The sequence below is a fragment of the Bradyrhizobium sp. Kon58 genome, from assembly GCF_055807455.1.
In genome coordinates, this window is the sequence record NZ_JBVVOT010000049.1 from 1 (window position 1) to 13,929 (window position 13,929).

Annotated in this window: 10 protein-coding genes; 1 reads left to right on the forward strand and 9 read right to left on the reverse strand. The window is 65.0% G+C overall.

Features of this window, described 5'->3' with window-relative positions:
* The coding region (locus tag AC0L20_RS37750; RefSeq protein WP_473295359.1) for a flagellin N-terminal helical domain-containing protein at window positions 1–537 on the reverse strand (537 nt) is incomplete at its 3' end.
* Between the two features lie 319 nt (window positions 538–856).
* On the opposite strand from AC0L20_RS37750, the gene flbT reads away from it, so the two are divergent.
* Window positions 857–1,294, forward strand: coding sequence for a flagellar biosynthesis repressor FlbT (flbT, locus tag AC0L20_RS37755; RefSeq protein WP_473295360.1), 438 nt, complete (start codon window positions 857–859; stop codon window positions 1,292–1,294).
* 87 nt (window positions 1,295–1,381) lie between these two features.
* On the opposite strand, the gene AC0L20_RS37760 is transcribed toward flbT, so the two are convergent.
* From AC0L20_RS37760 to msrB, 8 genes are all read right to left on the reverse strand, one after another.
* Window positions 1,382–2,878 carry a pyridoxal phosphate-dependent decarboxylase family protein gene (locus AC0L20_RS37760; RefSeq protein WP_473295361.1) on the reverse strand — a complete coding sequence of 499 codons (1,497 nt, stop codon included), beginning with the start codon at window positions 2,876–2,878 and terminating at the stop codon, window positions 1,382–1,384.
* Window positions 2,875–4,128, reverse strand: a complete 1,254-nt coding sequence (locus AC0L20_RS37765) for an ATP-grasp domain-containing protein (RefSeq protein ID WP_473295362.1) — start codon at window positions 4,126–4,128, stop codon at window positions 2,875–2,877. Before AC0L20_RS37765 ends, AC0L20_RS37760 begins: the two co-directional genes overlap by 4 nt.
* A 1-nt stretch (window position 4,129) precedes the next feature.
* Complete coding sequence (locus AC0L20_RS37770) at window positions 4,130–5,779, reverse strand: hypothetical protein (RefSeq protein WP_473295363.1); 1,650 nt, start codon at window positions 5,777–5,779, stop codon at window positions 4,130–4,132.
* Entirely contained in the window at window positions 5,769–6,551 is a 783-nt protein-coding gene (locus AC0L20_RS37775; RefSeq protein ID WP_247392603.1) for a hypothetical protein, read from the reverse strand. Before AC0L20_RS37775 ends, AC0L20_RS37770 begins: the two co-directional genes overlap by 11 nt.
* A 71-nt stretch (window positions 6,552–6,622) precedes the next feature.
* On the reverse strand, window positions 6,623–8,974 hold the full coding sequence (locus tag AC0L20_RS37780; RefSeq protein ID WP_473295364.1) for a flagellar hook associated protein: 2,352 nt from the start codon (window positions 8,972–8,974) through the stop codon (window positions 6,623–6,625).
* Window positions 8,975–8,995: 21 nt separating this feature from the next.
* On the reverse strand, window positions 8,996–10,879 hold the full coding sequence (gene flgK, locus AC0L20_RS37785) for a flagellar hook-associated protein FlgK (protein WP_473295365.1): 1,884 nt from the start codon (window positions 10,877–10,879) through the stop codon (window positions 8,996–8,998).
* Window positions 10,880–10,914: 35 nt separating this feature from the next.
* Window positions 10,915–13,167, reverse strand: a complete 2,253-nt coding sequence (locus AC0L20_RS37790) for a flagellar hook-basal body complex protein (protein WP_456769132.1) — start codon at window positions 13,165–13,167, stop codon at window positions 10,915–10,917.
* Window positions 13,168–13,344: 177 nt separating this feature from the next.
* On the reverse strand, window positions 13,345–13,857 hold the full coding sequence (gene msrB / locus AC0L20_RS37795) for a peptide-methionine (R)-S-oxide reductase MsrB (RefSeq protein ID WP_085357245.1): 513 nt from the start codon (window positions 13,855–13,857) through the stop codon (window positions 13,345–13,347).
* Between the last annotated feature and the right edge of the window lie 72 nt (window positions 13,858–13,929).

The following is a 13,929-nucleotide window of genomic DNA, read 5'->3' on the forward strand; positions in this document are numbered from 1 at the left end:
GGTCAGCGCCGTGGTGCCGCCGGCGCCGGTCGTTGCCGTGGTGCCGGTGAAGGAGCCGATGGTGGCGCCGAGGGTCGAGGTGCCAGTCGCCGCGGTGATGCCGCCAGCCGCGCCGCTGAACACGACGTTGCTGCTCGCGGTGGCGCTCGCATAGGAGGTCGTGCCGCGCAAATCGGCCGCCGTCGCACCCGCGATCGTGGCGGAGACGTTGGACTTGGTGGAGTAGCCGACAGTGGTCTGCAGCGCCTGGTTGGCGATCGACTTCGCAGAGTCGATCAGCTTCTGCAGCGAGGTGATGCCGGTGTTGGCAGCCTGCAGCACCTGCACGCCGTTGGCGATGCCATCGAGCAGATTGTTGATGTCGCTGGCGCGGTTGTCGAGTGACTGTGCGGTGAAGAAGTTGGTGGGATTGTCCAAGGCCGAGTTGACGCTCTTGCCGGTCGACAGACGGTTCTGCGTGGTGGCGAGAAGATCAGCGGTGGACTGGAGAGAGAGGAGGTTCTGACGAACCGAGGAGGAGAGAACGATACCGGACATTGGGTGTTACCTTTCTGGTAAACGACGCTTACTGTTACGCGTCTGCATGGATCGAGTGACCCAGCGACCGGCGGACCGTGGGGCGGAGTCCTCTAACGAAACATGAAATGAAATCGGCGCTTTTGCTGAGTCGGCGCGCGATTCGGCCCATTCGCACACCCGCGACGCCACGCAGCCGGGCGATTTCGGCGTTGATATGATTGAGATTTTCCGCGACATCGGCCGGGATTTACAACTCGTTAACTAGTCTTGATGGAGTATTGCGCCCTGATCCGCCGCAACACACGCTCGGTTACGAAAGCGTTGATGGAGAACAGGCATGGCCCTCAAGGTCGAGCTCAGACCGCACGAACGCATCATCGTCGGTAACTGCGTAATAACCAACACCGACCAGCGCGCCCGCCTTCTGATCGACGGCGACAACGTGCCGATCCTGCGCGAGCGCGACATCCTCACACCGGAGACCGCCGACTCGCCCGCCAAGCTCGTCTATCTGGCGGTCCAGCTCATGTACATCTCGCCGGATCCGCAGACCCAGCACGGCACCTATTTCAACCTGGTGCGCGACATCGTCACCGCGGTGCCGAGCTCCTGGCCGATCATCGAAGGCATAAACAACAACATCCTCAACGGCGACCTCTATCGCGCACTGAAGGACGCCCGCAGGCTGATCGCCTATGAAGAGAAATTGCGCGGCCAGTTCGAGGCAACCCATCCCAAGGCCGAAGCGGACCAGGACGTCAGCACCGCCGCCTGATCCCACGCGTTGGCGCGACCAGCCCACACAAACAACAACGGCCCCGGATCGCCTCCGGGGCCGTTGTCGTTTCAGACATGCATCGAGCTACTGTGCCGCGAGCGGCGGCGCCTCGACTTCGATCACTCCCCCGCTCCGGCGTCCGCCGAATTCCAGCACGGCCGCGACCAGCGCGTCGATGTCGGACTCGTCGGTACGGTGATTGACGATCGCGGCGCGGATCGCAAACCTGCCGTCCAGCGTCGTGCTCGAGGGCGCCGCGATACCGGACTCCTGGATGTCGGCGACGATCTCGCGATTGACCTCGTCGGCAGCGCGGTAACGGAAGCAGACGATGTTGAGATTGACCGGTGCCAGCAATTCCAGCCGCGGCTCGGCGAGAACGCGCGTCTCCAGATATTTCGCCAGCGCACAGCTTCGCGCGATCACCGCACCGAGCCGATTTGTGCCGAACGTCTTCAGCGTGAACCACGTCTTCAGCGCACGGAAGCCGCGCGACAGATCGGGGCCGAGATCGCAGGGCCAGATCGCGCCGGCCGCAAGTCCCCTCGCCTCGCGGCGCAGATAGGCCGCGGGCTGCGCAAAGGCCTGCCGATGCTGCTCGCCGTCGCGCACCAGCAGGAAGCCGGCGTCATAAGGCACTTGTCCCCATTTGTGGAAGTCCAGCGCAATGGAATCCGCAAGCTCGATGCCGCCCAGCAGCGGCGCAAGTTCGGGCGACAGGATCGCGAGCGCACCGAAGGCGCCGTCGACGTGAAACCAGATTCCCTCCTCGCGACACAGCTGCGCGATCGCCCTGAGATCGTCGACCGCACCGATATCGACCGTACCGGCGGACGCGACGACGAGGAACGGCTTGAAGCCGACCTCGCGATCGGTCGCGATCTGCGCACGTAGCGCGGCAACGTCCATGCGATGATCGGCATCGACGCCGATCTTGCGCAGCGCGTCGGTGCCGAGCCCGGCGATGTCCATCGCCCTCGAGACGCAGCCATGCGCGGCCTGCGACGTATAGGCGGTGAGAAGCGCACCATCATTGCCGATGCCGTACTGCCGCGCCAACGTGCCGAGCGCGCTGGTACGTGCCACCAGTACTGCCATCAGATTCGCCATCGACGTGCCCGTGACGAAGATGCCGCTCGCGCTTTCCGGGAAGGCGAACAAGCCGCGCATCCAGTCGACGACCTGGCGCTCGACCTCGATCGGCATGTGGTCGCGGCCGCCGAGATTGGCGTTGAGGCCTGCCGCGAGCATTTCCGCAACCATGCCGACTGCGGTGCCGCCCCCATGCACCCAGCCCATGAAACCGGGATGGACGTTCCCGGTCGTATAGGGCGCGACATGTTCGGAGAAGTCACGATAGACGTCGGCGAGATCGCTCGCCTCGCGCGGCACGTCGGCCTTGAATGCCGCGCGGACGCCGTCGGGGATCGGCTGCCACACCGGACGCGCGCGAATGTTGGCGATGCTATCGATCGTCTCGTCAAGCATGCGATGGGCGAGCGCGCGAAATTCGCTCCAGTCCTGCGGATCGAGCGAAGTGTGCGTGACGGAGCTTTGCGCGTTGCGGATGATCTCGTTCATGCTGCACTCTCCTCGTCCGCTCTTGCGTGTCGTGACAGCATCGTCGTGAATGCCGCGAAGATCTTGCGCATCTGCGGCGGCTTGTACGGAAACACGGCCGGCGGATCCATGTTGTGCACGACGGCGGTGTTGTCCGCTTCGAAGACCAGCAGCTCGCGGTTCTGGTTCTCGGCGCAATCGACGATGAAGTAATCGAGACCGACGCGCTTGCTCATTTCGTCCAGCGCGATTTTGTGGCGCGCCGCGAACGCATGGTCGAAGTCGAGCATGAAGACGGCTTCCTCGGCCCGCTTCTCCTCGCTGAACGCCATGAAGGCGTTGAGATACCAGATGTCCCAGCGATCGGCGATCGCCATGTGACAGGCATAGGGTTTGCCGTCGACCATGGCGAGACGATATTTGCGGTAGAGTCCGTCGGAACTCGCATAGTCGACGAAGCGCGCGACGAAGAAGTCCTGCTCTTGCCGCTCGGCAAGATAAGCCGCGAGCGCCACCGCGTCGTCGAGCTTGGCAAGTCCGACGCCGGCATGTGTGCCGCGCGGCCGCACGATCATCGGAAAGCGCAGTTCGCCCGTGATCTCCTCACAAACGATCTTGCCTTGCGAAAGCTCCGACAATTGCGCGCGCGTCGTGGGGGCGGTCACGGGAATGTCGAGACCGGGCACGCCCGCCAGCAGACGATACAGCTTGTCGCGATCGAGATTGCCGATGAGATCGGGGCGATTGAGCAGCGGCCTCGGCCAGTGCGGCGCGGCCTTCTCGATCAGCGCGAGCGCCTCCCGGCACTCCTCGGAATCGGACGCGATCACGATGGCGACGTCGTGCTCGGGCAGAGTCTCCGGCAGGCCGATGCCCTTGACCACGTAGAGCGTCAACAGCTCGATATCGGAATCTTCGAGCAGGAAGTCGATCGGCGTGTTGCCGCCCATGTCGATATCGGCGGCGAGCGCGAGCACGCGCAGCCGGGGTTTTGCAGCAGCGCAAGGCGTCCGAAACAATTGGTGGAAGGAGAGCACCTCGGTCTGGATCACCAGCCCGGCCTCCTTCTCGCCGAGAAGCTGGGCAATCAGCGAGAGATCGAGGCCTTCGCCGGCTTCGGCCGTCCCCTCCTCGATCCGCGCCAGCAGCCGCTCGCGCAATGGATGCAGGTCGCCGCCCTCAAAGGCGCGGCGCGTCAACTGCGCAAAGCCGATGCGGTCGGCATGGTTCGGCGCGGTCACACCGCTCGTCGCGGAAACTGGATGTTGCATCTCACACCTCGAACGCGGACTTTGCCGGCACGGCCGCAACTGCGCCACGGTCAAGCAGCAGCTCGATCTTCACCAGCACATGGGCGATGCGATCGAGAACCTGCTGCACATTGCGTTGCGCCTGCATTGTATCCGGCGACCACGCCTCGGTCACCAATCGTGCGCCGACGCAGAGGCGCAACACGGCCTGCGGCGCGCCGTCCTGCCGCTCCAGTCGGACCGGCTGGCCGACGAGACAGCGCTGGGCGGCCACTTGCCGGTCCGCCGCGCTGCCGCTGATCTCCTCGGCCATGTCGCGCGCCAGCGCCCGATGCACTGCGCTGGTCTCGGCGATCGAGACCGGCTTGCCGCCGCGCAGCAGCGTGAACGGAAAGATCGTGGCTTGTGCGAATTCCTCGTCGTCCGCGCCTGACTTCTCGATCGCGCTGGGAACGGCGCGAAGCGACGGCGACAACGCGATCATGCTGTCGATGCCGGCTGCAAGCTCGGCCAGCATCCTGGCGCGGAAAGCCCCGGGCACGGCGTAGTAGCTGCCGATCTCGGCCAGCGCGGCCTCCCAACGCAGCCATTGACCGAAATTCGGCCGGCGCTCGAAGCGCGAGCGTAGCGTCGTCCATGCCACCGGCCAATCGCAGCGGCCGGCATAATCGAAGATGCCCGGCGCGATCGCGCCCATCCGGTCGATCGACCGCGACAGGCCTTTCGGCAGCAGCAGCGCACCGCTGAAAGCGGGTCCACCGAAGAATTTCGAGCCGGTGATCAGCACCATATAACCGCGGTCGAGATAGGCGCGCAGCCGCCGGCGGCCGAGCCGCGCCTGACAGGCATCGACGACGATTTGAACCTTGCGCGGCCAGCGCCGCGCAATCTCGTCGAGACAGGCCTCGCTTGGGGCGCGCCAACCGAGTTTTGACGAATCCATGATCTGCAACAAAACGCGGCGGCCTTGCGCGAGGCTGGTCTCGACCGCCCGCAGCACCGCGGCATCGGCATCGGTGCGCATCGCAATGCCGGCCGCCATGTCGATCAGCGGCACAGCAATGCTGTCGCCGGCGAGCCCCGTCACTGCGCCGTCCTTGCGCACGGCCATGCCGCCTGCGGTCATCGTGCTGAAATGGTGGCCACGTGCAGTATGCGGCGTTCCGCTTCCGGTCTGGTCGGCGCCGACCACGATCGTCACCGGCGCCGCGCCGAGCACAGCGCGCGCCACGACCAGAGCGTGAAGCTGGGAGTCCGTGCCGGACGGCGAGAACACGACGTCGATGCGCGACGAGAGCGCAAGGTGGCCGCGCAGCTCCTTGCGCATGTCCTCGCAACGGGCGTCGAAGGCGATTTCGACCTCGTCGAACAGGCACTTGTGCATCAGCTCTTCGCGCGCCAACGCGGCACGGTCATAGGCCATCTGCGAGATCGTCGACGCGGTCGCGGAAGCGAAATTCCAGAGCTCCGGCTCCGGCGAAGCCGCGCAGCCGTAGGCGTTGACACGGTCGTTCGGATCGAGCGCCAGCCGCGGATCTCCGCCGGAGGCGAGCAGCGTATCCAGCGGTGTGAAGAGATCGCGCAGGCGATAGCGCGAACCGCCGTCGGACGCGCGTTCGCTGGCTGAGAGAGGGGATGCGCCGGCGCTCATCCCGAAAGGCTCACGCCGCATCGGCCGCCGCCGCGGGCGCCGGTGCGAATTGCGAGGTAATGTCGCCGTGGAACACCGACGGTCCGACGTGATCGAGCGAGCTTTCGATGTCGGCCCAGATCTCGCCGCCGATGTCGGTCCAGCGCTTGCAGAACGCGAAATCCTCGGACAGATAGGTGCCGGTCGCCGGGTCGATCATGCATTCGAACAAGGCAAACCGGTTCTGGCTCGCCGCCAGCGTATCGTGCGAATGCTCGCGGAAGAATTGCAAGGCCGCGTAGTCCGGATGGCGGCACATCGCCTCGAGCACGGAGCGCCGGATCATCAGGAAGCCGGTGCCGGCGTAGCGCACACGGGTGAATCCGTTCACCACCACGATGCGGTCGGGGTCCTCGATCTCGAGCACGTAGTCGAGCGATGCGGCCGGCACGTCGGCGCGGCCGGACTGGATCGCCCGCGCGGCCTTGTCCCAGTTGATCCGCTTGATCGGATAGCAGCCGGCGACGACGTCCGCGCCGCACTCGATCAGCCGGAACACCTGCTCCGGCTTGAAGCCGATGTCGGCATCGATGAACAGGAAATGCGTCGCTTCGGGATCGTCCAGGAACATCGCGGCCAGATTGGCCCGCGCGCGCGTGATTAACGCATCGCCGTCGCGCAGCAGCACCTTGAGCTCGAGATTGGCCATGCCGTGCACGGCGCGCTGGAGCGCGAAGATCGAGCTCGCATAGATGCTCGTCACCTGCCCGCCGAAACATGGCGTGGCCACCACCAGTTTCATCTTCTCCGACATCGTCAGCTCCGCCCCGCTGCAATCCTCACCAAGAGGTAAAGAGGCATGGTTAACGGCGCCTTAACGCCCGCTTACAGGAACTTGACGAGCGAGAGCTGCGCGAGGTTCGAGGTCACCTGGTAGGACGCCTGGAGCGCGTTCTGGAGCGACAGGATCTCGCTCGCGACCTGGTCCGGCGGCGCCGATTCCGCCTGGTCGATGATGGTCTGGAGCTGCGCCTTGGCCTGGGTCTGGCGCGTACCCGCGTCCTTCATGGTGTTCTGGGCCATCGCGATGTCGGTCTGGATGTCCTCGATGCGCTGCTGCCCGGGCTGCTTCGTGAGGGCCTGCGTCACCCGCAGGCTCAGCGCGGCGACCTGCCCGCCCGCATACTGCCCGGTCGGCGAGGTCGAGAACGTCCCGAACACGGCGACCGCCTGCAGCTCCTTGCGGATCGCGTCCTCGTTCGCCTGCGCGCCATACTGCACCGTGACGGAATCGTCGACCCGGGCCATCGCGGTGGAGCGGGGCGAGCCGGGGCCGTCATTGCCCAGGTACCATTGCACGGTGGTGGCCGAGCCGTTCACCAGCGTCGTCGCCGAGCCGAGGGGCGAAGAGCCGACGCGCAGCGGAGCCTTTGCCGCCGTGACCGGGGAGGTCGTGAAGCCGAGCGCCGCAAACGCCGTGCTGTTCGAACTCGTGATGTTGAGGCTCCCGGGATCGTCCGTGTTGATCGTGATCACGCCGCCATGGATGGTCGACGGCTTCGTGGTGCCGGTGATCTGATCGATCTTGCCAAGGAGAGTTGTGATGTTGTCGGTAATGTTGATCTGGTTTGGGCCGACGGCACCCGAGGCGACAAAAGTCAGCGTCTGACCGTTCACCGTGATCGTATCGGGCGCCTGGAACGCCGCTGAGAGGACTTCCGGGCCGCCCGTGGTCGCAGTGCCGCTCAGCACAGTTGAACCGGTGATCTGAGGCGTCGACGCCACGCTGCCGCGCGTCACGTTGCTGAGACCGAGCGCCGTGGCCGCCGCGCCGCCGGTGACCGCCACGTCCGTGCCGGTGCCGGTCGCGATCTGGATATTGCCGCCGGCGCTCAGAGTCACGTTGGCGGCGGGGATGCCGGCGGCCGTCGCGATTGCATTCAAGATATCAGACACCTTCGCGGCGCTGCCCGAAGCCAATCCGATCGTGGTATTGCCGTTAGCCGTCGTGACAGTGGTGACGGTAGGGTCGAAGGTGATCGTGTGGGCGCCGCTCGCGCCGGTGATGGTCAGGGTGGTACCGGTCGGAGAGTTGGCGAGCGCGGTGAGAATGGTCCCGTTGAGATGGGGTGTCGCCGAAGAATCGAGCGACGTGGTCGTAGACGCAATCGCCAATGCGCTGTCCTGCAACGCGACCGAGCCCGTCCCGGTCGTCGAGGTATAGGAGCGCAGATTGCCGGTGGCCGCCACATTCGCGGTGGCGGATCCCGCCGTGTTGAAGAAATTGTCACCGGCGGTGACAGCGGACGCCGCCACCAGCGAGGTGCCGGCAAGCTTCTTGATCGCGGTGTTCAGCGCGGTGTTGAGGTTCGTCGCCGTGTTGTTCGGGTTGACCGGGACGCTTGCATCGATCGCAAAGCTGCCGACGGGCGTCGGTGTCGCGCTGGACGCCGTCAGGTCGATCTGCTCGGTCGAGCCATCGGGCAGCGTGAACTGCACGCTGAGCTTGTCGCCATTTTTCGGATTGACGCCGTTGAGGTCGACCGAGAACGACACCGGCGAGCCGCTCGGGCCGGTGACCGTCGCGCCGGTCAGCGTCGAGGAGACTGCGGCGATCTTCAGGCCGAATGGCGATGCGGCCGCGTCCTCCGAGACCATCACCGAGCCCGGCGTCGGCTGTGGCGTCGCCAGCACCAGCCGGCCCATGCCGTTGGCACCGAGGTCGGCGGCCTGGCGCTCCGCCATGACGGTCTTGAAGCCCGCCTGCGTCGTGGTGCCGTTGATGATGTCGCCGGCATTCGCGACGGACGGCGTGTTGAAGGCGGTTCCGGAGAACAGATAGCGATTGCCGGATTGCGTGTTGAGAACGCCGACCATCGAGCCGAATTGCGCGGCTGCGGTGTTCTGCGCCACCGTCTGGCCGTTGACGTTGAGATCCTGCGCGGTGTTGGCCGAGCCCGTCTGCACCGTGTTGCGGATCGTAGTCAGCGCCTGCAGGGCGGTATTGGCGAGATTGATGCTGACGTTGACGTTGGTCATCGTGTCGGTATAGGCGGCGATGTTGGAGAGCTGCGCGCGCCCGGCGATCGCAAAGCCCTCGTTGGTGCCCATCCCGGAATAGTTCTGCGACAGCTTGCCGGTCGAGAGCTGCGTCGACAGGTCGGTGAGCTGCTGGTTGATGTTGCGGATCTGCGAGCCGAGAACCGACGAGGAGTAGTTGATGCTGCTGATCGACATGTTTCAGAGCCCTGTTACTTGTTACACTTGAGCCTGGAGCAGCGTATTCATCATGCTCTGCACCACCGACATGACATGAGCGTTGGCGGCATAGGCATTCTGGAGCTGGATCAGGTTCGACATCTCCGAGTCCAGGTTGACGCTGGAGGTCGAGTTGAACTTGGCCTGCAGCGTCGAGACTACGACGCTCTGGCCCTGCTGGAGCTGGGTTGCCTGGGTCGCGGCATTGCCCTGAACGCTCAGGAACTGCTGGAGGTAGTTCGAGACGCTGCCGGTAAACGGCTGGCTCGCCGAGCCCAGACCGGATTGCGGCGAATAGGAGAACACCGCCGAGGTGAGCTGCGAATAGAGATAGTCCGAGCGCGTGGTGTCGCCGGTGGGCGTCACCGGCGAGGTGTTGTAGATCGACAGCCTGGTCGGGTCGGTGGTGAGCTGCGTGTTCACGGCGATGCGCCCGGCAAGGCCGGTCATCTGCGAACCCGATGCCGTGATCGCGCCGGTGTAGAGCGCCTGGCCACCATCGGTGAACAGCGGCAGTTGCGGATTGCCCGAGGTCAGCGACGAGATCGTCTTGGTGATCGAGGCCGAATTGACCTTGGCGAGGCCGCTGTTGTCGTCGGTCACCCGCAATGTGGTGGCCGTCGCCGGCGACGGGGCGGCGGCGAACGAGAGATGCGAGCCGGAAAGTGCGGTGTTGAGCGCCGAGGCGATCGCGCTCATGCCGCCGGAGAAGTTCACCCCGATCTGCATCGGATTGGCGTTGGTGGGGTTCTGCAGCGGCAGCGCCGCCGGATCGGTCACGTTGACCAGCGTGACCTGTCGCTTCGTGTTGGTGGTCGTGTCGGTGTAGCTGAAGTTGACGCTGTTGCCCGGCGCTGCCCCGGCAAGGTCGAGATCGAAGCCGGCGGGCGGGCCGATGACCGTGCTGCCGGCCGTGGTCTTGTCCGACAACGCGCTCGACATCGTTGCGGCGAACTGGTCGATCTGGTTCTGCGCCTGCACCAGCGTCTGGTCGCGCAGCTTCAGATCGGCCGCGATCTGGCCCGAAGACACCACGTTGTTGGCGATGACGTCGACCGAGGATCCGTTCGGGAGCTTGATGTTGAACGCGCCGACGCCGGATTTGGCCGGATCGATGTTGTAGAGCGAAGTCGCCGACAGCGCACCGGCGGACGCAAAGGTGAATTGCGAGGCCAGCCCGGCGCCGACCAGCTGGATACCGGTGGTGGTGTAGATGTTGGCCTGATTGGACCCGTCGGTGGTGACGTGGACGTCGACATATTTCGACAGCGTGTTGATGGCCTGGTCGCGCTGGTCCATCAGTGTCGCAGCCGAGGGGTCGTGTTCCGACAGGCCCTGCAGCCTTCCGTTGATGTCGGCGACCTGCTGCATCGCCGCGTTGGCCTGCTGCGCCGAGGTGCTGAGATCCTGCTCGACGTTGGAGCGCAGCGACTGGATGCCCTTGGTGGTGAGGTTGAGCTGCTGCGCCAGCGTCTGCGCGGCGCCGAGCGCAACCGTTTGCGCCGACGACGAGCCCGCGTTGGTCGACAACGCCTGCAGCGCCGTGGTGAAACTGTTCAGCGCGGTTTCGAGCGTACCGCTGTTGCCGGGCGTGCCATAGACATTCTGAAGCTGCTTCAGAATGTTGGCCATCTGGTCGGCGTAGCCGCCGCCGCCGGTCTCGGTGCGCAGCTGCTTCTGCACATAGGTGTCGAGCTCGCGGCTGACGCCGGTCGTCGTCACCGTCGAGCCGAAGTCGCCGGTGGTGACCTCGATCTGGTTCGGCGTCTGGACGACGTAACCCGGCGTCTGCGAGTTGGCGACGTTCGAGGAAACGATCGAGAGCGCAGCCTGATTGGCACGCAGACCGCTAATCGCACTGGCGAGGGCTGAACTCAAACCCATGTTGACTTGCCGCCTTTGGTTACGTCACGCCCCAATCAGCGCAACACGTTCAAGAGGTCCTGCACCATCGTATTCGCCGTCGTGATCACCTTGGTGTTGGCCGAATAGGCCTGCTGGGTCACGATCAGCTTGGTGAATTCGTCGGCGATGTCGGTGTTCGAGCCTTCCAGCGACGAGCCGCTGATCGAACCGGAAGCGCCATCGATAGCGGCGCCCGACTGTTCGGTCGCTGAGTAAGCGCCGCCGTCCTGCGCCTTCAGGTAGTTGGTGCCGTTGAAGTGCGACAACGAGACCTGTGCGAGGTCGAGGTTCTGGCCGTTGGAGAAAGTCCCGACCACGAGGCCGTTGTTGTTGACGGCGACCGAGCGAAGCTGACCGGCGGCATAGCCGTTCTGGGTGATGGTGTTGATGGTGACCGCGCCGCTGGTGCTGGCATATTGCGTCAGTCCGCCCGAGGAGATGTTGAAAGAGACCGAGCCCAGCGATTGGCCGCTGACGCTGACATTGTTGATGGTGATCCCCGAGCCGCTCGGCGAGGTCAGCGAGCCGTCGGCGGCAAAGGTGAAGGCCTGGCCGGTATTGACCCAGCCGACGGTCGTGCCGGTCGCATTCGGGTCGGTCTGGTAGAACATGTTCCAGCTATCGGCATGGCCCGCGCCCAGCGAGGCGCTGTCGGTCTTGGCCCAGCGCAATTGCAGGTTCACCGGCGTGCCGGCCGCGTTGTAGGCGGTCACCGCGCCACCGCTGATCGATTCCTTGGTGAAGGTGGCGATGTCATTGCCGATCACGCCGCCGGTACCGGCAACGCCACCACCGTCACGATTCTTGGTGATGGTCGAGGTGAAGCCGAGCGCGGCGAAGGCCGCGCTGTTGGAGCTCGCCACCGACAGGTTGGAAGATGTGCCGGTGTTCAGCGTGATCACGCCGCCACTGCTGACCGACGACCCCGTTGCACCGGAGAGCGCGTCGATCTTGCCGAGCAGCATCGTGATGTTGTCGGTGACGTTGATTTGGTTCGGGCCTGACGCGCCGGCGGCCATGAAGGTCAGCGGCTGACCATTGACCGTGATGACGTCGCCGGCGGAGAAGCCCGATGTGATCACCTCGGCGCCGCCGGCCGCCGCCGCGCCGCTCAGCACCGTGGCGCCCGAGATCGCTGGGGAGGACAGCACGTTGCCGCCGCGCGTTACGCTGCTGATGCCGAGCGCCGTGGCCGCCTGGCCGCTACCAACCGGTACGTCGGTGCTGGTGCCGCTGGAGATCACGATGTTGCCGCTGGGGTTGAGCGATGCGGTAACGCCGGCGCCGCCGGCCAACTGGATGGCGGAGATGATGCTGGCCACCGTGGCCGTCGTGCCCGCGCCGAGACCGATCGTGGTGTTGCTGCCGGCCGTCACGACAGTGGTGCCGCCGTTGAACGTGATCGTGTTGCCGTTGATGGTCAGCACCTGGCCGCTGAGCGCGGTGAGGGTGGTGGAGGCGAGATGCGTACCCAGGGCGTTGTCGAGCGAAGTTGTGGTCGATGCCACCGCTGCAGAGTTATTCTGGAGCGCCGTTGTGCCGGTCGTAGTGGTCGACGAGTACGGCGAGCGAATATTGCCGGTTGCGGCAGCGCCGGACGTTGTGGCGTTTGCATACGGTGGAGGCGGCGTGCCGACCGGCAGCGGGTTGGCCGCAAAGTCCGACGGGTTCAGTCCGCCGGCCGCCAGCAGCGTCTTGGTCGCCGCCGTCGTGCTCGCCACGGTGTTCGGCTGGGTCGGCAGGTTGGCCGCGTACTGGATCGATGTGGTCGCCTGCGCCGGGATGAAGTTGTTCTGGAATTTCAGGACTGTCGCGACGTTGCCTTGCGGGTTGCCGGTCTTCGGGTCGACCGTGACACCCATCAAATAGTAGCCGGCGCCGTTGACCAGATTGCCGTTGGCATTGAGCTGGAAGTCGCCACGCCGCGTGTAATAAGTGACGCCGCTGAACACCGGCGCGTTGTCGACGACGCCCGTGGCCTTCTGGATCGAGAAGAAGCCGTCACCCGTGATCGCCATGTTGGTGGCGACGCTGGAGCCCGAGATTGTGCCCTGCGTGGTGATGGTGGCCTTGGCGTTGGCCGTCACGCCGCCCGCGACCTGCTTGCTCGGGACCGACGAGTCGGGAATGAGATCGACGAAGCTGGTGCCGATGCCCTTGTACGCGGTGGTGGATGAGTTCGCGATGTTGCCGGAAATGTTCTGCAGCGCGTAGGACTGCGCCTGCAGGCCACCCACCGAGGTGTTCATTGCATCGAAGATACCCATAACTTTGTCTCCAGATCCGATCTCGGCGGCCGGTCGACCATGGCCGCAGTCGGAGGAGACTGTCGCAAGGGCTATGCCAATGCGGGTACTCTCACGATATCAATGACTTAATGAAAAAGCCCCGGTCTGACGACCGGGGCACAATTGCCGGGACCGGCAACAATTGCCGGACGAAACCTAGGTTGCCGACGCCGCCGCGGGGTGGAAGACCAGCCCGAAACCGTCGATGCAGTAGCGCAATCCGGTCGGCTTCGGACCGTCGTCGAAGACGTGCCCGAGATGGCCGCCGCAGCGCCGACAATGCACCTCGGTGCGGAGCATGCCAAAGGTGCGATCCTCGGTCTTGCCGACATTGCCCTCGATCGGCTGGTAGAAGCTCGGCCAGCCCGTGCCGCTCTCGAATTTGGTGTCGGAGGCGAACAGCGGCAGGTCGCAGCCGGCGCAGGCGAAGACGCCCTTGCGGTGCTCCTTGAGCAGCGGGCTGGAGCCCGGCCGCTCGGTGCCTTCCTTGCGCAGGATCTCATATTGCTGCGGCGTGAGCTGGGCACGCCATTCGGCGTCCGTCTTCTCGATCTCGAATTTTTGCGCGGCTTTCTCTCCAGCCTCCGCGGGCGATGCTCTGAGCCAGCGGAAGGCCGCAAGGCCGAACAGGCCGGCGACGGTCGTCAACAGGATGCGGCGGTCAAACATCTCATTCTCCATGCGGGAGCGTCTACGCCCTGAGATACGGGCTCTAACCGGCGACGTTACACTTCCGGGCCG